Consider the following 15,672-nt stretch of genomic DNA (forward strand, 5'->3'; position numbering starts at 1 on the left):
GACGACACCGAACAATGTCAACGAACGAACAACAGCAGACCGCGCGAATCAGCGACGGAACGATGAGCACCGGGGAGGGGATGCGCCTCTTCCCCGACGTGGAAGCGTGTATCGACTGCGGCGGCTGCGTCGTCGCCTGTAAACGCACCTGGGACGTCGGTCCGGACCGCGAGCGGATCGACATCGTCAACATGCTCGAGGGGCAGGAGGCCGACGACGGCTACAACGGCAAGCAGTCCGCGGCCCTCGCGGACGGGGCCAACCCCGGCGAGACGAACCTGCCGATGCAGTGTTACCACTGCGAGAACGCCCCCTGCGTCTCCGTCTGTCCGACCGACGCCTTACAGAAGAGCGAGGACGGGTTCGTCGACCTCAAAGAGAGCCTCTGTGTCGGCTGTCAGTACTGTCTCTCGGCTTGCCCGTTCGGCGCCCCGCAGTTCCCCGAGGAGGACGAGGGAGCGGCCCAGATCGTCGGCACCGGCGGCACAATGGAGAAGTGTACCGGCTGCAAGGAGCGCCAGATGGCCGACCAGGGTCCCGCCTGCGTCGACGAGTGCGCGACCAACGCCCTGCTGGTCGGGACGGCCGGCGAGATCGCCGACGAACTCGAGAAGCGCGACAGCCAGCCGTTCTTCAACGACGAGGCGATGAAGATCATCTTCGGCGAGGAGGACGCCAAACTGTTCGAATCATGAGCGAGCAAGACACATCGACGGACGCCGGACTGCTCTCGGACACGGCGGCGTTCTGGATCGCTGCGGTCGTGAGCGCCGCGGTCGCGGTCGGCTCGGTCTGGCTCGTGCAGGGACCGAGCTACCAGACGCTCCTGCGCGTCCGACCGACGATCGGCGGCGGCGGCGTCGGCACCGCGTGGGTCGCGGGCAACACCGAACCGCTGCTCAACGCCCTGATCGCCGTCATCCACGTCGCCGACGTGGTCATGGGCGCCTTTATCATCGTCATGGTCGCGATCCACTGGGCGGCGTTCCGCCGACTGGGCGACCGGATGCGGCCGCCGGCGAGTGCCGCCGGTCCCGACGCCGATAGCGGCGCCGACGTCGCGACGGACGGCGGAGCGCCCGCTACCGCCGACGAGAACGGAGGTGACGCGGCGTGACGAACCTCGACCACGGGAAGTTCTCCCGCGTCACCACGATCTTCCACTCGCTGCTCGCGCTGACGGTGTTCTTCCTGTTCTTTACGGGGTACTCCATCGCGTTCAACGCCGAGCTGTGGTGGCTCGTCGAGCTGATGGGCGGCAACGAGTGGGTGCTCACCATCCACCGCGTCGCCGGCTTCACGCTCATGCTGTTGACCGTGTTCTGGGTGCTGTACATGCTGCTGCGCCCCTCGAGCCGGTCGAACCTGGGCGACGTCATCCCCGACATCAAGCAGGATACCGCAGCGTTCGTTCAGGACGTCAAGTTCGCGCTCGGCTACGCGGAGGAGCGCCACCCCCACGCCAAGCAGTTCGCCGGCTACAAGGCCGACGAGGTGCCCCTGCTGTCGTACGTCGGCAAGGGCGTCATCGCCATCTTCGCCGTCGAGCTCGTCCTGCTGATGATCTCGGGGCTCCTCATCTGGCAGAAGACGTGGCTGATGGACTTCTACAACACCCAGTCCGTCGCCATGGGCTTCGTCGCCTTCCACGGCCTGCTCGGGATCATCATGTTCATGGGCGTGATGTTCCACACGTTCGAGCACGCCTGCCACCCGGCCTTCTACCCGGTCGAGATGAAGGCGTTCCTGCCGAAGGAGGAGACGCCGAACTTCCACGGGGATGCCGACGACTACGACACCACCGGGATCGAGAACCTCCGGCTGAAGCCGACCTGGAAGTGGGCGACGAACCTGTTCGGCGCCATGGTCATCATCGGCATCGCCGGCGTGCTGGCCGGCAGCATGACCTACGGCGGCTACCCGATCCCCGACTCGCTTGCGTTCAACGAGGGGAACATCTTCCGCACGATCGCCATCAACGTCGGCGTGCTCGTGCTGTTCGTCGGGCTCGCGCTCTCGATGTACGGGAACATCCTGCGGGTCCGCTACCAGCGCCAGCGCGAGGCGCAGGCCCAAAGCGACCGAGAGCAGGACCGAACCGACGACGCGGACGCGATCGCCGCCGACGGCGGCGAGACGCGGTAACGTCGCCGGCCACGATCTCGGTCGGCGCTCTCGATCTCGAGGTATCGGTTCTATTCGCCGTAAAACGGTTTTTCGCGTTTCGTGGTTTCCGTTCCACCGAGTACCGTCCCCTCGACCTCGAGCAGCCTAATCGCGTCTCGAGCGGCCCTTTATAGCTCGCTCGAGTCGAAGTAGGGAAGTCGAGCGGGAGGAAGTGAAATCGACGGCAGGCGAAAAGCGGCTTACGAGAGCAGTTCGGCGCTCTCCGAGGAGAGTTCGACGGTGACGTCCTGTCGAGTCTGGTCCTGGATCTGGTCGATGTTCCGCGTGAGCACCTCGAGGATGTCGTCCGGGTCCGGATACACGAGGACGTTCCCGTCGCCGTCCTCCATGACCAGTTGCGTGTCGTTCATCTGGATCTGGTTGTGCTCGATGCTCGCCACGTAGACGGAAAGCGCCTCGGCGCCGCCGTTGTCCCCCTCCTCGACCATCGAGACGTACAGCGAGTCGATGCCGATGAGGTCCTTGTACTCCCGAATCCGGCGGGCGCACTCGACCATGTCCTTCGTGATCGCCGTCTTCTGCGGGTTTCCGTGCTCGCCGTTGTAACAGTGCTTGCACACCCGTAGTTCCATCCGCATGGCCCGGAGTAGCGAATGAGCGTATTATAATCGTTCGATCGCGGGCGCGTCCGGGCACGGGAACACGCAACATTTAGTACGAGACGCGATCAGTCTCCCGGCATGAACTATCTGCTCTTCGCGGGACTGGTGTTCGCCGTCCTGATCGGCAGCATCGGCGCGATGGTCGCGACGACGAAGGACACGGCCGGCGGCTACGGCACGGTCGGCGACGGGCTGCTCGCACTCGGCGTGCTCGGGTTCGCGATCGCGACGATCGGCACCTCCGTCTTCTAAGCGTCCGTACGGCGGACCCGGATATCGCGTCGTTCAGAGGTCGAACTTCGTCGCCGCGGTCTCCATATCCTTATCGCCGCGCCCCGAGAGGTTGACGAGAATCGTCTCGTGTTCGCCTGCCTCGGCGAGTTCGATCGCTCGAGCGACGGCGTGGCTGGATTCCAGCGCCGGGATGATCCCCTCGGTCTCGCTCAGTTCGCGGAAGGCGGCGAGGGCTTCCTCGTCGGTGACGCCCGTGTACTCGCAGCGGCCGACGGCCCGGAACATCGCGTGTTCGGGGCCGACGCCGGGGTAGTCGAGGCCGGCAGAGACCGAGTGAACGTCCACGTCGTCCTCGAGCACGCGCGTTTTCATGCCGTGGATGACGTCGTCGGTCCCGCTGGAAAGCGGCGCGGCGTGCTTGCTCGAGTCCGAGCCCTCGCCGCCGCCCTCGGCGCCGTAGAAGGCGACATCGTCGTCGCGGAACGCGTGAAAGAGGCCGATCGCGTTCGAGCCGCCACCGACGCAGGCGACCGCGGCGTCCGGGAGGCCGCCGGTCCGCTCCTGAAACTGTTCGCGGGCCTCCTCGCCGATGACGCTCTGGAAGTCCCGGACCATCCGCGGGAACGGGTCCGGGCCGACGACGCTGCCGACGAGGTAGTGGGTGTTCTCGACGTTCTGCGCGAAGTCCTCGAGCGCGGCGTCGACGGCGTCGGCCAGCCCCTCGTCGCCGTGGGTGACCTCGTTGACCTCCGCGCCCATCAGCCGCATGCGGAAGACGTTCATCTCCTGGCGCCGGGCGTCTTTCTTCCCCATATAGATCTCCGTGTCCAGCCCCAGCAGGGCGCCGACCATCGCCGTCGCGGTGCCGTGCTGGCCGGCGCCGGTCTCGGCGATCAGCCGGTCTCGTCCCGCGCGCTTGGCCAGCAGGGCCTGACCCAGGCAGTTGTTGATCTTGTGCGCGCCGCCGTGGAGCAGGTCCTCGCGCTTGAGGTAGATGTCCGCGCCGTAGCGCTCGCTCAGGTTGCGCGCGTAGTACAGCGGCGTCGGCCGGCCCGCGAACTCCGCGAGCAGGTCGCGAAACTCCGTCTGGAACTCGTCGGTCGCCGCGACCTCGTCGTAGGCCGCCGCGAGTTGTGCGAGCGGTTCCTCGAGCGGTTCCGGAACGTGTCGACCGCCGTATCCCTCGAACTCTCCGTCTGACATACGTCGGTGCTGGCGCCCGAAGACCGTAAATGTACGTCTTCCGCCGTTCCGTCATCGGCAAGCCGGGGGTCTACCCGACTCGAGGGAGTAGCGCGGCGTATGGCCGACGACGGTGACGACCGCGATCGCGACCTCGAGCCAGATCCCGACCGCGAGCACGACCGCCGCGCCGAGCCGAAACCCGAGCCCGGTCCGGTCGGCGACCACGCGCCCGACGAACACCTCAAGCGGGTCCGCGAGTACCTCCAGTACGCGACCGAGGGCGCCGAGCGCGGGGTACAGACGCAACTGAACTCCCTTACGAAAGGCGTCTTCGAGGAGCAGGACGACGACCTCACGGAAGGCGACGCGCCGCCGAAAGACGACCGCATCGCGGAGGTCGCCGCGAAACTCGACGGCCTCGCCGCGGAGGCGTCGGGCGAGACTACCGAGCACATCCTGACCGCCCGGGAGCACTGTCTCGCCTACCTCGAGGAGGACGACGAGGACCGGGCGGACGGCAAGTAACCCGCGACGTCAGCGATCGACGCTCCCCAGGACGATATCGAGGCTGCCCAGCGAGGCGACCAGGTCCGGGACGTACTCCCCTTCGGCCATCTCCGGCAGCGCCGAGAGGTTGTGGTAACACGGGCTCCGGATCTTGAACCGGGCCGGGGAGTTCGTCCCGTCCGAGCGGACGTAGACGCCGAGTTCGCCCTTCGCGATCTCGACCGCACGGTAGGTCTCCTTCCCGGCTTCGGGTTTCAGCGTCCGGGGCACGTTGCTCTGGACCTCCCGCTCGTCCTCGGGCCAGTCCTCGAGCAGGTCGAGACACTGCTCGATGATCTTGGCCGACTCCTCGACCTCCTCGATGCGACAGAGCACCCGCGCGTGGTTGTCGCAGCCGTCGCGGGTGACGACATCCCACTCGAGATTCTCGTAGTAGCCGTAGGGGTCGTCGCGCCGGAGGTCGTAGTCGACGCCGGAGCCGCGGGCGACCGGCCCCGTACAGCCGTACTCTTTCGCGACCTCGGGCTCGAGAATCCCCGTGTCGACGGTCCGCATGCGGAAGATTTCGTTGGTGACGATGAGGTCGTGGTACTCGTCCATCTTCGCCGGCAGTTCGTCGAGGAAGTCCCGGCACTTCTCGATGAACTCCTCGCGGGGTTTCGGCAGGTCCCAGGCGACCCCGCCCAGCCGGAAGTAGTAGAACATCATCCGCTGGCCAGTCAGGTCTTCGAGGATGTCCTGGACGACTTCCCGGTCGCGGAAGGCGTACTGGAAGATGGCGGTGAACTCGCCGTAGACGTCTAAGGCGAACGTGCCGAGCGCGAGGAAGTGGCCGAGCATCCGGGCGAATTCGGTCGACATCGTCCGCAGCACCTGCGCGTACTCGGGTACTTCGATGTCCGCCAGGTCCTCGATGGCGCGGGCGACCGCCCACTCGTTGGGCAGGTTCGAAGTGTAATCCCACCGGTCCGCGTAGGGGATGATCTGGTGGCGGTAGGTGCCGTCCTGGCACATCTGCTCCTCGCAGCGGTGCAGGTAGCCCACGTCGGGGTCGACGTCCGCGACCGTCTCGCCGTCCAGCACCGTCTTCAGGTGGAGCACGCCGTGGGTCGCCGGGTGGTGGGGCCCGACGTTCAACAGCATCGTGTCGGACTCGGCGCCATCGCCCTCGAGGCGGCGGTCCTCCTCGAGCGGGTTCCGGTGTTCAGCGAATTTGACGACCTGCGGTTTGTCCTGATCGTAGTCGAGCGAGAGGGGGTGGCCCTGCCAGGAGTCGGGCAGCAGGATGCGCCGCAGGTCGGGGTGGCCCTCGTACTCGATGCCGACGAGGTCGTAGGCCTCTCGTTCGTGCCAGTCGGCCGTCCGGAAGACGGGTTCGGCGCTCTGGGCGACCGGATCGTCCCGGGGCAACTGGACGACCAGCGACACCTCGTGCTGGCGCTGGTCGTACTTCGTCATGTGGAGGATCGACTCGTAGCGGTCCTCGTACTCCTGGGCCGTGAGACACGAGAGGTGATCGAACCCCGCCTCGTCGCGCAGCAGCCCCAGCACCTCCTGGACGTCGTCCGGCCGAATGACGAACGCGGGCGCGTTCTCGTGCTCGTCCCGGCGGAGCGTGTACTCGGAGAGGAGCGCCTCGAGTTCGGCCTCGTCGACGGATTCAGTCCGTCGGTGATCGTACTCGGGGTCGATGCTCGGTCGCTCGCGCTGTGGTGTCTCGCTCATGGGAAGGTCCTCGCGCAACCGGCGGCGGGCGTGCGTCGAGGGGGCTACACCCGACGCGGAAATGAGGGTTTTGCCGGACTGTGCTGACTGTCCGCTCGAGTCGAACGAGTCGGCTGCCGCCTAGGGCTTTTCCGTCGGGTCAGACCCGTCCGAGAGGAAGATGCTGTCCTGCTCGGGATCGAAGTAGACGTCTAACGCCCGGAGCGTGCCGGCGTAGGCGGCCGCCATGACGAAGGTGAATCCGATTAGCGCCGGAAGGAGGAGTGCAAGGACCATTGCCGGCGACGTTCGAACGGCACCCGGAAGTACGTGTCGGTCGGACGGCATATCACTATACTCCTCGAGCCCCTACGACCACCCATGCACGTCGTCGTGCTCGGCGCGGGCTACGCGGGCCTGACGCTGACGCGGCTGCTCGAGGAGAAGCTCCCCGCCACCGCCGACATCACGATCGTCAACGAGTCGCCGGACCACCTCGTCCAGCACGAACTCCACCGGGTCGTGCGCCGCCCTGAACTCGCCTCGGCGATCACCGTCTCGCTGCCGCAGGTGCTCGAGCGGGCGACCGTCCGCGTCGCTCGCGTCGCGGAGATCGACCGCGAGGAGCGCGTCGTCGACCTCTCGAGCGGGCGACTCGAGTACGACGTCGCGGCGATCTGTCTCGGCGCGCAAACGGCCTACTACGACCTCGAGGGCGTTCGCGAGCACGCGACGCCGCTGAAGCGGCTCCGGCACGCCCTGCGGATTCGATCGCGGGCGCTCGAGGTGCTTCGTGGGAGCGCCAGCGGCGACGCGGGCCGCATCGTCGTCGGCGGCGCCGGCCTCTCCGGCGTCCAGGTCGCCGGCGAACTGGCCACGCTGGCCGACGAGGAGCGCGGGACGGCGACGGTCACGATCCTCGAGCAACTCGACAGCGTCGCGCCGACCTTCCCACAGAACTTCCAGCGGGCGGTCCGTTCGGCGCTCGAGGAGCAGGGAATCGAGGTGCGAACCCAATCGGCCGTGTCGCGGGCCGACGAGACGCACGTCCACCTCGAGTCGGGCGAGGCGATTCCGTACGACCAGTTCGTCTGGACCGGCGGCATCGGGGGTCCGGACGCGCTCGCGGGCGAGCGACCGCTGGTCGAGAGCGACCTGCGGCTGGACGAGCGGACGTTCGCGCTCGGGGACGCGGTTCGCGTGACCGACGCCGACGAGGAGCCGGTTCCGGCGAGCGCCCAGGCCGCGGTCCGTGAGGCGCGGACGGTCGCGGAGAACGTTTCGCGACTCGTGAGCGACGAGACCGGCGTCGAAACGGACCCGGACGCTCCCGAGCGCTTCGCGTTCGACTCGCCGGGCTGGACGGTCAGCGTCGGCGACGACGCCGTCGCCCAGATCGGCCCCGCCGTCCTCACGGGCCGGCCCGCGAAGGCGCTGAAAGCGACCGTCGGACTGGGCTATCTCTCCGCGGTTGGTGCGGTGGGTAACGCGACCGACCGCGCGTACCGGGAGTTCCTCGAGGGGCGATTCGATCGCGAGTGACCGTTCGGGCGACTCAAACCGGGAGGTCGCTCACTCGAGCGAGATGACGACCTTCCCCTGGTGCTCGCCGGCGTCGACGTAGCGGTAGGCCTCGCGGATCTCGTCTTCCGAGAAGCCGAAGGTGCGGTCGATCACCGGCTCGAGGTCTGCGGCTTCGATGGCGCTGTTCATCCGGTCGAAAATCGCGCGGCTGCCGACGCCCATCGAGCCTTTGACGGTCAGCGCCTTCTGGAGGATCGGGCCGGGGTGGACCTGCCCCTCGGGACCCGAGAGGACGCCGATGAGGTGGACGTAGCCGTCGAACGCCGCGGCCTCGATCGACTGCTGGAGCGTACCCGGGCCGCCGACCTCGACGACGTGGTCGACGCCGCCGGTCTCCTCGGCCACTGCGTCGCCCCACTCGGTCGTCTCCTCGTAGTTGAGCGTCCACGTCGCCCCCAGCTCGCGGGCCCGCTCGAGTTTCTCGTCGCTCGAGGAAGTGACGACGACGTCGGCGCCCTGCATCGTCGCGAACTGCAGGGCGAAGGTGGAGACGCCGCCGGTGCCCAGCGCCAGCACGGTCTCGTCGGCGGTGAGGTCGCCGGCCTCCATCAGTTCGCGCCACGCGGTCAGACCGGCGCAGGTCAGCGTCGCGCCCTGTTCGTACGAAAGGTTCGCGGGGAGTTGCGCGAGCGAGTCGGCGGGGAAGGTGGCGTACTCGGCCAGCGTCCCGTCGACGTTCCCGCCCGTCGTCCGGGCGACCTTCTCGGGGGTGACGGGGCCGTCGACCCAGTCGGGCGCGAAGGGGGTCGCGACGCGGTCGCCTTCCGAGAGGCGCTGGACGTCGTCGCCGACCGCGACGACCTCGCCGGCACCGTCGCAGAGCGGGACGACCGGCGGTTCCGCACCGGGATAGACCAGATCCTCGTGGGCGATCGCCAGATCCCGGTAGTTGATCGACGCCGCGTGGATCTCGACGAGCGCCTCGTCCGCGGCCGGTTCGGGACGGTCACGTTCGACTTTGACGACGCCGGAGTAGTCACTCGAGGGTTCCTGGACTTCGTAGGCTTTCATCAGCCAATGAAAGGAACCGCCGGAACTTCGGTCCTCGGTCCGGCGAGCGTTTTGCTGGCTCCGCGAACAACCGGCAATGCGGCGTTTCGGACCTCAGTGTGCGAGGGCTCTACGTCCAGCGATCCAGTCCTGTCTGTGTCACGCTTTCCTCAATGCGTTCGAATCCCCGTTCGACCTCGTCGGGGTCGACGCCCCACTCGTCGGTGACGTACTCCCGGGCCGCCTCGAGGTCCGGATCCATCGCCGTATCGAACTCGTACTCGTCGGTCACGTTCGGATCGCGGAACAACTGCCTGACGCGGTCGCCGTACTCGATCGAGTCGCCGCGGGCCTCGAGGACGCTCCAGAGGTCGCCGTGCTCGGTGATCTCCTTGATCGCGGTCTTGGGACCGATGCCGGAGACGCCCTCGTTGAAGTCCGTCCCGATGAGGATGGCCGCGTCGATGAGCTGCTCGAGGGTCAGGTCGTGGTGTGCGAGCGTGGCCTCAAGGTCCATCAGTTCGGGATCGCCCTTGCTGGTCAGTTGGCGGAGCGTGCGGGGGGCGCCAAAGAGGAGCGCGTCGTAGTCCTCCGAGCCGACGTAGTCGGCGTCACCCCGGCGGACGATGTGGGCGGCCTGGGCCTCGCCTTCCGCGGGAGCTTCGACGATTGGCACGTCCAGCAACCGCAACAACTCGCGGCTGGTCTCCTGAATCGTCGGCGTCAGCCGCTGGGTGCGGGACTCGAGTTGCGCGATGGCGACCTCGTCGCCCTCCTCGCGGGCGACCTCGAGTTGTTCCTCGTAGCTGCGCCGCTGGTCGCGGCGGGACTCGATCTCGTCTTCCTTGAGCTCGGAGGGACCGCCGTCGAAGACCATCACGGGGGTGACGTCGTTCTCGAAGAATTTGGGGAGGCCCTGGACGATGCCGACGAGGTTCGCGACCTCGGTGCCGTCGGCGGTCGTGTACACCGAGCTATCGGTCCACTTGACCGTCGTCGTCAGGTAGCGGTAGAGCCAGTTGTGCGCGTCGACGGCGACGACCCCCTCGATCTCGGAGAAGGGGATCTCCTCGATGACGGCGATGTCCCGAAGTGCAGCGTTTCCCATTGTCGTGGTATTGGGTCGACCGGGATTTGAATCGTTGGCTTCCAGTCGGCGTCGGTTCGAATACCGGCGCGAAAACGACGCGGCCAGAATCGTGTCCCGTCCCGGGCGCAGCTCCGACGCCGACCAATACCGGGCTCAGACCGAGCAACTCCAACCACACCTATATGTCGGTGAGGTTACTACTTCGGAGCATGGCATCGGCAGCGAGCGACGTCCCGCTGGCAATCGTCGGCGGCGGAGCGATACTCTACGGACTGTTCCTCACGCTGGCAGTGTTCATCGGTCGGGTCGGGACCAGCGCGGTCGCGCTGGGACTCGGACTGCTACTGGTCCTCGAAGGAGTCCGGACGCTCCACGCACTCGCGGAGTAACGAGTACCTGTGTACCTTGCCCCCGCCTTGTCCCCCGCCGTCACGAGCGGTCGCCGTCGACCACAGGATATTTACCTCGTTCGGAAGTGTTGTCGAAGTGAACATTCCAGATGGAGCGAAGATCGAACCTCCGGCGCCGGGCGGTCCTCGCTGCCGCCGGATCGCTGCTCGGCGCGGGGTGCCTCGGGGCCGGTCGGCCGGGGCTCAGGAACGGTGACGGCGACGAGGGCTACCTCGGAGCGGAGCCGACGCCGCCCGAACGCGACGCCGACTGGCGGATGTACGGCCGCGATCCGGGCCGGACGCGACACGTGCCGGACGCCGACCTGCCGCGCGACGGGGTCGACATCGCCTGGGAGCGGTCGGTCGGCGCCGACAACTGGCTCCCGCCGGTCGTCGCGGACGGCACCGTCTACTGCCAGTACGTGAACGGCCTGTTCGTGCTTGACGCCGAAACTGGCGACGGGACCCTCTCTAACACCTACGGCGGCTTCGGCCGCGGGGCCGGGCCGATGGCATTCGGTTCGACGACGCTCTACCGGGACGGCGTACTGGTCGCGCCCTACGGCGACGCCGTAGCCGGCTACGCCGCCGATCCCGAGAGCTGGCCCGAGACCGTGTCCGGGCTCGGCGAACGGCGGGCGCGCTGGTGGACCGACGACGAACGGACCGCGACGGAGCCGCCGAACCGGCTGTCCTCGTCGCCTGAGTGGTTCGTCGGGCCAGTCGTCGTCGACGACGCCGTCGTCGCGCTCCACCCGCGGGGCACCGTTTCGGCCGTTTCCCCCGATGACGGCGGCGCCCACTGGCGGTACGTCCTCGAGGACGCGAACCCGAGCCGGAGCGGCGACCGGTCGCCCGCGCCGGTCGACCACGTCGTCGACACCGCGACCGAAACCGTCGTCGTGAAAACCGAGGTTGCCGGATCCGCGGTGCTCGTCGGCCTCGACCTCGCCGACGGCAGCCTCGAGTGGACCGCCGTCGGGGAGGGGCTCGACGAGTTGGAATGGCTGGTTGTCGAGCGGGACAGCCTCGCGGCCGCCGGCGGCGCGGTCTACGTTGCGGACCGGACGAATCGGGGCCGGAACCGAGACCGGCGTCGACCGCTCCGGCTCCGCGAACTGGACGCGGCAACCGGCGAGTACGGCTGGGATCAGTCCCTCGAGCGGGAATCGCACGTCGGCCTCGCCGTCGACGGGACGACCATCTACCACGTGGGAACGATGCGGGCGGAGGAGGGCTCCGACTGGATCGGCGTCGCGGCCGTCGATCGCGAGGACGGCCGCGCTCGCTGGGAGGCGACGATCGACGATACGCCGGGGTACGTGTTGGGACCCGGCGGCCCGCCGCCGACGGTCGCCGGCGAGCACCTGCTCGTGCCCGGCGAAGACGGCCTGCACGCCCTCGAGCGGACGAGCGGCGAGCGCCTGTGGACGTTCACCGAAACGGTCGAGACGTCCGGCGGCGGCGAGATGGCGCGCGCCGGCATCACGCCGGCGGTTGTCTCGGACGACCGGATCGTCCTCGGAACGACGCTGATGCTGTACGGACTCGAATAAGATGGTCGGAAACGATTCCGCCGAGACGCCGCCGGACCGCACCGATATTGCCGCCTCGTCCCGACCGGGGTCGATCCGCCGACAGGCCGGTTTCGGTCGCCGTCTCGGGGCGATCCTCCAAACCGCAGTCGGGCTGTTTCGCGAGCGGCCGCTCGCGCTCGTCCCGTTCGTCGTCGCCGGCCTGTTCGGCGCGGCGAGCACGCTCGCGAGACGCGCGTCGCCCTTCCCGATCGGCGTCGCGCCGTTTCCCGACTCCGGCTTGCTCCAGTTGCGCACGCCCGTCGTCCCGGCGCTCGAGCCCGCAGTCGACATCGGTCCGCCGCTGTTTCTCGGACTAAAGCCGCGCTTTCTCGCCGCCCTCGTCGGCTGGCAGGTCGGCGTTAGCGCCGCGGCGGCCGTCGCGTTCGCCGCCTGCCTCTGGATCGCGGCCGACGGGGACGGGACGCCGACGCTCGAGCGAGTCGGCTGGCTCGTCGCCTACGCGATCGCGGTCGACGTCGCGGCGTTGGCCGTAGTATACGCCCTGTGGCGGATCGACAATCTCGGCGTCTCGCTGTTGGCGGTCCTCGCGCTCGCGCCGGTCGCGATCGGGCTCTTCCTGACGCCGGCCGCCATCGTCCTCGGCGGACGCCGGCCGCGGGCGGCGATCCGCGAGAGCGTCGGGTTCGCCGCCGAGTCGCCGCTCGCGATTTCGGTGCTCCTGTTCGGACTGGGATACGTCGGGTACGCGCTGACCGGCGTCGCGCAGTTCGCTCCGGCGTCGCCGCTCGGGGTGACGGTGGGAACCGTCGTCAGCGTGACCGTCGCGGGAACCGCACACGCGCTCGTCGTGGCCGCGTCGTACCGGCTGCGTCCGATTCGGGGAGAGAAGTAGTCGCAGTCGAGGGCGCGCCGTCGGCCCTACGCCTCGTCGACCGCCGGCGGATCGCTCCCGCGGCGCGACTCGAGAAAGTCCTCCTCTTCCGCCGAGAGGTCGCGCTCGCGGAACTCCTCGAGGCCGGTCCGGTACCGCTCCGCAGCGTGTCGATCGGGAGCCTCGACTTCGTCGATCGGATCCGGCCGCGGGTACTCGAGGACGAGTTCGGCGATGCCGGTCGTCTCGCCGGTGTAGGCGAACCCGCAGCGGTACAGCGCCTCGTAGGCGAAGGGGTTGTTGACGGCGATCCGGAGGCGCTCGTAGCCGCGCTCGAGGGCGCGGTCCCGCACCAGTCGGCAGAGGTCGGGGCCGATGCCCTCGCCGCGGCGGTCGCGGGCGACCGTGACGTACCGCAGCCACAGGGTGTCCTCGTCGGTGCGGTCCTCGTTGAAGGCGACGGCGGCGACGATTTCGCCGTCCTCGCCCTCGCGCGCGACGGCCTTGCCGGTGTTCGTCATGACGAACTTGCCGGCGTAGCTGAACCGCTCGTAGTCGAGGCGCAGCTTCGGTCCGTCCGGCGGCCAGTCGAGCAGTTCGTACTCCACATTCCCGGTTCGGACGGCGGTTACTATAGTGGTCGGGTCGCAGCGGACGCGAACGGGGCTCGCGGGCCCGCTCCTCCCACGAACCCCTTTGCAGAAGGTTTTTCTTCGAACAAGAAACAGGTATTACTTATGGCTGATTTCTCTCCGTCAGGATCGGGCAGTTACGACATTTCCACGGTCGATCTCGACGACGACCGGTACGAGGTCAAACAGTCGGCGATTCGGAACAAGTACGTCGTCCGCGACAGCGCCGGCGATGTCGTCCTGAAGGGCAAGCAAAAGATGCTCAAGATGAAAGAGGAGTTCCCGTTCGTGACCGGCGACGGCGCGGACGCGTTCACCGTGAAAGCCGGCGGGATTATGGACGTCGCGGGGAACTACGCCATCACGGACGCGGGTACCGGCGAGGAGGTCGTCGTCCTCGACGAGGACCTCTCGTTGCTCGCCGAGAACTGGACGATCCGAGACCCGGACACGGGGGAGACGCTGGCGACGATTCGATCGAAGAACAAGCTGCTCTCGGCGCTTCGACACCTCATTTCCGTCGCGAACCTCATCCCCAACAAGTACGAGATATTCGACGCCGACGGCGACCACGTCGGCGACATCGAGGGGCAGTTCTCGCTGCGGGACACCTACACGGTCAGCATCGACGACGCCAGCGACGTCCCGAAAGAGGCGGTAATCGCCTCCGCGTGTATCCTCGACGCCCTCGAAAACGAGTGAGATAGCCGTTCCACGTTCGAAAGCAGCAGCGTGGGTCGGCCTGTCCCACAGTACGCAGACGGGGACAGCGCCACCAGCCGTTAAGATCGTTCACGGTGACGTCAGCCGTGATGGATCGTTCTCGATCGAGCAACCGCGACGGTCCGACGCTAATGGCGGCCGAGCGTGAGGGGACGATCGAACTGCAGGTCCACGTGGGGGTACTCGTCGCGCACGCGCCGGAAACTGACCCGGATCAGCTCCAGTCGTTCGCGACGCAAGTTGCCGAAGACACGGTCGACGAACTCGCGGCGGCCACGGAGGTCACGTGGCGGTTCTACCTCGAGGACGCTGTCAAGCTCCCCGACCACGATCAGCGACGGCCCTCGGAGTTCCTCGATCACGCCACTCACCAGATGGTCGAAGGGCCGTACGACTTGATCGTCGTCGTGACGGACGTTCCACTCGTCTCGAGCAAGGAGAAATTCGTCCCGGGACTGGCATCACCGCTCTCTCGCGTCGCTATCGTCTCGACGGAGAACCTCCGTAGTGCGCCCCGCAACGAGCCCCGACGCTCACTCGAGGACGATGCCGTCCGCTGGAATACGGCGACGCTCGTGGTCCACCTCGTCGGGCATATGCTGGGCGCTCGCCACCGTGACGCCGACGGAGGCGTCATGGAGCCGTTCCGGTTCGATCCGGAGCGACGGGCCGTCCCGCCGATTGACGCAGACATCGAACGGCACCTTCATGGGATTGCCGCGGAACTCTCCGCCGCCGAAGCCCGCCCACGGGGTCCGATAGAGCGCTTCGCTTTCCACGTTGCCAGTGCTGTCCGAAACCCCGGCCAGATCCTCCAGGCGCTCGGCAACAGCCGCGCACCGTTGTTGCCGCTCTCGTTACCGAAGCTGTCGACGGCCGCGCTAGCACCGACGCTGGTCATCGTCTTCAGCGCCGAATCCTGGGACGTCGGTTTCCATATGACAAACGTGACGGCAGCGCTTTTCGCGGCCGTAAGTGTTCTCACTGCAGCACTGTACCTCCTGTTCGTCCAGAACCTCTCTTTTCCGCGGAAGCGACATCAGATCGTCACCGAACATACGGCCCTGGTCAACGTCACCGTCTTTTTCGTCCTCCTGCTGGCGATGGTCGGCTTATTCGGCCTTGTGTGGGTAATCATCCTCGTTATCGAACTGGTCGTCTTCCCGCCGAATCTGATGTCCAACTGGCCGAGCCTGGAGGAGCCAGCCGTTGGCTTCATCGATCTCGTTCGAACTGGTGCGTTCATCAGCACCGTCGGGGTACTCTCGGGTGCATTGGCGGGCGGGCTGGAGAATCGGGTACTCATCAGCCACCTTGCGCTGTTCCCCGACCGACCGTAACACCCCTCTCAAACGGGAGTGCGCCGATTTCCCTAGAAGAGCGATAAACAAACGAGAGAAGGGCTGAGAAGTGCGCGGACCGGGATTGGCGCG

18 protein-coding genes are annotated in these 15,672 nt (G+C 67.4%); 11 read left to right on the forward strand and 7 right to left on the reverse strand.

The features are described 5' to 3' along the window. The first annotated feature begins 14 nt into the window (after positions 1-14). The 3 genes from ACYQ26_RS19090 to ACYQ26_RS19100 are packed head-to-tail and all read left to right on the forward strand — an operon-like array spanning position 15 to position 2,145. A complete protein-coding gene (locus ACYQ26_RS19090; RefSeq protein ID WP_459810469.1) occupies positions 15-695 on the forward strand; it encodes a 4Fe-4S dicluster domain-containing protein in 681 nt (226 codons plus the stop codon). Then, positions 692-1,117 (forward strand): hypothetical protein, encoded by a 426-nt coding sequence (locus ACYQ26_RS19095; RefSeq protein WP_459810470.1) that lies wholly within the window; start codon positions 692-694, stop codon positions 1,115-1,117. The genes ACYQ26_RS19090 and ACYQ26_RS19095 overlap by 4 nt, the downstream gene beginning before the upstream one ends. After that, entirely contained in the window at positions 1,114-2,145 is a 1,032-nt protein-coding gene (locus tag ACYQ26_RS19100) for a cytochrome b/b6 domain-containing protein (protein ID WP_459810471.1), read from the forward strand. The genes ACYQ26_RS19095 and ACYQ26_RS19100 overlap by 4 nt, the downstream gene beginning before the upstream one ends. A 221-nt stretch (positions 2,146-2,366) precedes the next feature. Here ACYQ26_RS19100 and ACYQ26_RS19105 read toward each other — a convergent pair whose 3' ends face one another. Beyond that, positions 2,367-2,765: a hypothetical protein gene (locus tag ACYQ26_RS19105; protein WP_013881225.1), complete on the reverse strand. Its 399-nt coding sequence runs from the start codon at positions 2,763-2,765 to the stop codon at positions 2,367-2,369. A gap of 102 nt (positions 2,766-2,867) precedes the next feature. On the opposite strand from ACYQ26_RS19105, the gene ACYQ26_RS19110 reads away from it, so the two are divergent. After that, entirely contained in the window at positions 2,868-3,041 is a 174-nt protein-coding gene (locus ACYQ26_RS19110) for a hypothetical protein (protein ID WP_459810472.1), read from the forward strand. Positions 3,042-3,074: 33 nt separating this feature from the next. On the opposite strand, the gene trpB is transcribed toward ACYQ26_RS19110, so the two are convergent. Beyond that, positions 3,075-4,226 carry a tryptophan synthase subunit beta gene (gene trpB, locus ACYQ26_RS19115; RefSeq protein WP_459810473.1) on the reverse strand — a complete coding sequence of 384 codons (1,152 nt, stop codon included), beginning with the start codon at positions 4,224-4,226 and terminating at the stop codon, positions 3,075-3,077. 99 nt (positions 4,227-4,325) lie between these two features. Between trpB and ACYQ26_RS19120 the strand changes: the two genes are divergently transcribed. Continuing rightward, complete coding sequence (locus ACYQ26_RS19120) at positions 4,326-4,733, forward strand: DUF7553 family protein (protein WP_459810474.1); 408 nt, start codon at positions 4,326-4,328, stop codon at positions 4,731-4,733. A gap of 9 nt (positions 4,734-4,742) precedes the next feature. Here the strand turns inward: ACYQ26_RS19120 and ACYQ26_RS19125 are convergent, their stop codons facing one another. Both ACYQ26_RS19125 and ACYQ26_RS19130 read right to left on the reverse strand, forming a co-directional pair. Continuing rightward, positions 4,743-6,440, reverse strand: a complete 1,698-nt coding sequence (locus ACYQ26_RS19125) for an NADH-quinone oxidoreductase subunit D (protein WP_459810475.1) — start codon at positions 6,438-6,440, stop codon at positions 4,743-4,745. Positions 6,441-6,560: 120 nt separating this feature from the next. After that, the gene (locus tag ACYQ26_RS19130; protein WP_459810476.1) at positions 6,561-6,716 is read right to left on the reverse strand and encodes a hypothetical protein; all 156 of its coding nucleotides are present in this window, start codon (positions 6,714-6,716) and stop codon (positions 6,561-6,563) included. A gap of 84 nt (positions 6,717-6,800) precedes the next feature. Between ACYQ26_RS19130 and ACYQ26_RS19135 the strand changes: the two genes are divergently transcribed. Continuing rightward, entirely contained in the window at positions 6,801-7,961 is a 1,161-nt protein-coding gene (locus tag ACYQ26_RS19135; protein ID WP_459810477.1) for an NAD(P)/FAD-dependent oxidoreductase, read from the forward strand. A gap of 30 nt (positions 7,962-7,991) precedes the next feature. Here the strand turns inward: ACYQ26_RS19135 and ACYQ26_RS19140 are convergent, their stop codons facing one another. Together ACYQ26_RS19140 and fen are read right to left on the reverse strand one after the other, a co-directional pair. After that, positions 7,992-9,014 (reverse strand): zinc-dependent alcohol dehydrogenase family protein, encoded by a 1,023-nt coding sequence (locus ACYQ26_RS19140; RefSeq protein ID WP_459810478.1) that lies wholly within the window; start codon positions 9,012-9,014, stop codon positions 7,992-7,994. Between the two features lie 109 nt (positions 9,015-9,123). Beyond that, positions 9,124-10,101, reverse strand: a complete 978-nt coding sequence (gene fen, locus ACYQ26_RS19145) for a flap endonuclease-1 (protein WP_459810479.1) — start codon at positions 10,099-10,101, stop codon at positions 9,124-9,126. A 191-nt stretch (positions 10,102-10,292) separates the two neighbouring features. On the opposite strand from fen, the gene ACYQ26_RS19150 reads away from it, so the two are divergent. The 3 genes from ACYQ26_RS19150 to ACYQ26_RS19160 all read left to right on the forward strand — a co-directional run bounded on the left by ACYQ26_RS19150 (position 10,293) and on the right by ACYQ26_RS19160 (position 12,905). Then, on the forward strand, positions 10,293-10,472 hold the full coding sequence (locus tag ACYQ26_RS19150; RefSeq protein WP_459810480.1) for a hypothetical protein: 180 nt from the start codon (positions 10,293-10,295) through the stop codon (positions 10,470-10,472). Between the two features lie 110 nt (positions 10,473-10,582). After that, positions 10,583-12,031, forward strand: coding sequence for an outer membrane protein assembly factor BamB family protein (locus tag ACYQ26_RS19155; RefSeq protein ID WP_459810481.1), 1,449 nt, complete (start codon positions 10,583-10,585; stop codon positions 12,029-12,031). Position 12,032: 1 nt separating this feature from the next. Then, complete coding sequence (locus ACYQ26_RS19160; RefSeq protein WP_459810482.1) at positions 12,033-12,905, forward strand: hypothetical protein; 873 nt, start codon at positions 12,033-12,035, stop codon at positions 12,903-12,905. A 26-nt stretch (positions 12,906-12,931) separates the two neighbouring features. On the opposite strand, the gene ACYQ26_RS19165 is transcribed toward ACYQ26_RS19160, so the two are convergent. After that, positions 12,932-13,492: a GNAT family N-acetyltransferase gene (locus ACYQ26_RS19165; RefSeq protein ID WP_459810483.1), complete on the reverse strand. Its 561-nt coding sequence runs from the start codon at positions 13,490-13,492 to the stop codon at positions 12,932-12,934. 129 nt (positions 13,493-13,621) lie between these two features. Between ACYQ26_RS19165 and ACYQ26_RS19170 the strand changes: the two genes are divergently transcribed. Next, complete coding sequence (locus tag ACYQ26_RS19170) at positions 13,622-14,218, forward strand: LURP-one-related/scramblase family protein (RefSeq protein ID WP_459810484.1); 597 nt, start codon at positions 13,622-13,624, stop codon at positions 14,216-14,218. A 110-nt stretch (positions 14,219-14,328) separates the two neighbouring features. Beyond that, positions 14,329-15,579, forward strand: a complete 1,251-nt coding sequence (locus tag ACYQ26_RS19175) for a hypothetical protein (protein WP_459810485.1) — start codon at positions 14,329-14,331, stop codon at positions 15,577-15,579. Positions 15,580-15,672: the final 93 nt, after the last annotated feature.

It is taken from the genome of Halopiger thermotolerans (assembly GCF_054654555.1).

Coding starts and splice junctions, on each gene's coding strand:
- ACYQ26_RS19090 (WP_459810469.1), top strand. CDS start 15: ATGTCAACGAACGAACAACAGCAGACCGCGCGAATCAGCGACGGAACG.
- ACYQ26_RS19175 (WP_459810485.1), top strand. CDS start 14,329: ATGGATCGTTCTCGATCGAGCAACCGCGACGGTCCGACGCTAATGGCG.
- ACYQ26_RS19135 (WP_459810477.1), top strand. CDS start 6,801: ATGCACGTCGTCGTGCTCGGCGCGGGCTACGCGGGCCTGACGCTGACG.
- ACYQ26_RS19160 (WP_459810482.1), top strand. CDS start 12,033: ATGGTCGGAAACGATTCCGCCGAGACGCCGCCGGACCGCACCGATATT.
- ACYQ26_RS19140 (WP_459810478.1), bottom strand. CDS start 9,014: ATGAAAGCCTACGAAGTCCAGGAACCCTCGAGTGACTACTCCGGCGTC.
- ACYQ26_RS19170 (WP_459810484.1), top strand. CDS start 13,622: ATGGCTGATTTCTCTCCGTCAGGATCGGGCAGTTACGACATTTCCACG.
- ACYQ26_RS19155 (WP_459810481.1), top strand. CDS start 10,583: ATGGAGCGAAGATCGAACCTCCGGCGCCGGGCGGTCCTCGCTGCCGCC.
- ACYQ26_RS19105 (WP_013881225.1), bottom strand. CDS start 2,765: ATGCGGATGGAACTACGGGTGTGCAAGCACTGTTACAACGGCGAGCAC.
- ACYQ26_RS19120 (WP_459810474.1), top strand. CDS start 4,326: ATGGCCGACGACGGTGACGACCGCGATCGCGACCTCGAGCCAGATCCC.
- ACYQ26_RS19130 (WP_459810476.1), bottom strand. CDS start 6,716: ATGGTCCTTGCACTCCTCCTTCCGGCGCTAATCGGATTCACCTTCGTC.
- fen (WP_459810479.1), bottom strand. CDS start 10,101: ATGGGAAACGCTGCACTTCGGGACATCGCCGTCATCGAGGAGATCCCC.
- ACYQ26_RS19150 (WP_459810480.1), top strand. CDS start 10,293: ATGGCATCGGCAGCGAGCGACGTCCCGCTGGCAATCGTCGGCGGCGGA.
- ACYQ26_RS19125 (WP_459810475.1), bottom strand. CDS start 6,440: ATGAGCGAGACACCACAGCGCGAGCGACCGAGCATCGACCCCGAGTAC.
- trpB (WP_459810473.1), bottom strand. CDS start 4,226: ATGTCAGACGGAGAGTTCGAGGGATACGGCGGTCGACACGTTCCGGAA.
- ACYQ26_RS19110 (WP_459810472.1), top strand. CDS start 2,868: ATGAACTATCTGCTCTTCGCGGGACTGGTGTTCGCCGTCCTGATCGGC.
- ACYQ26_RS19095 (WP_459810470.1), top strand. CDS start 692: ATGAGCGAGCAAGACACATCGACGGACGCCGGACTGCTCTCGGACACG.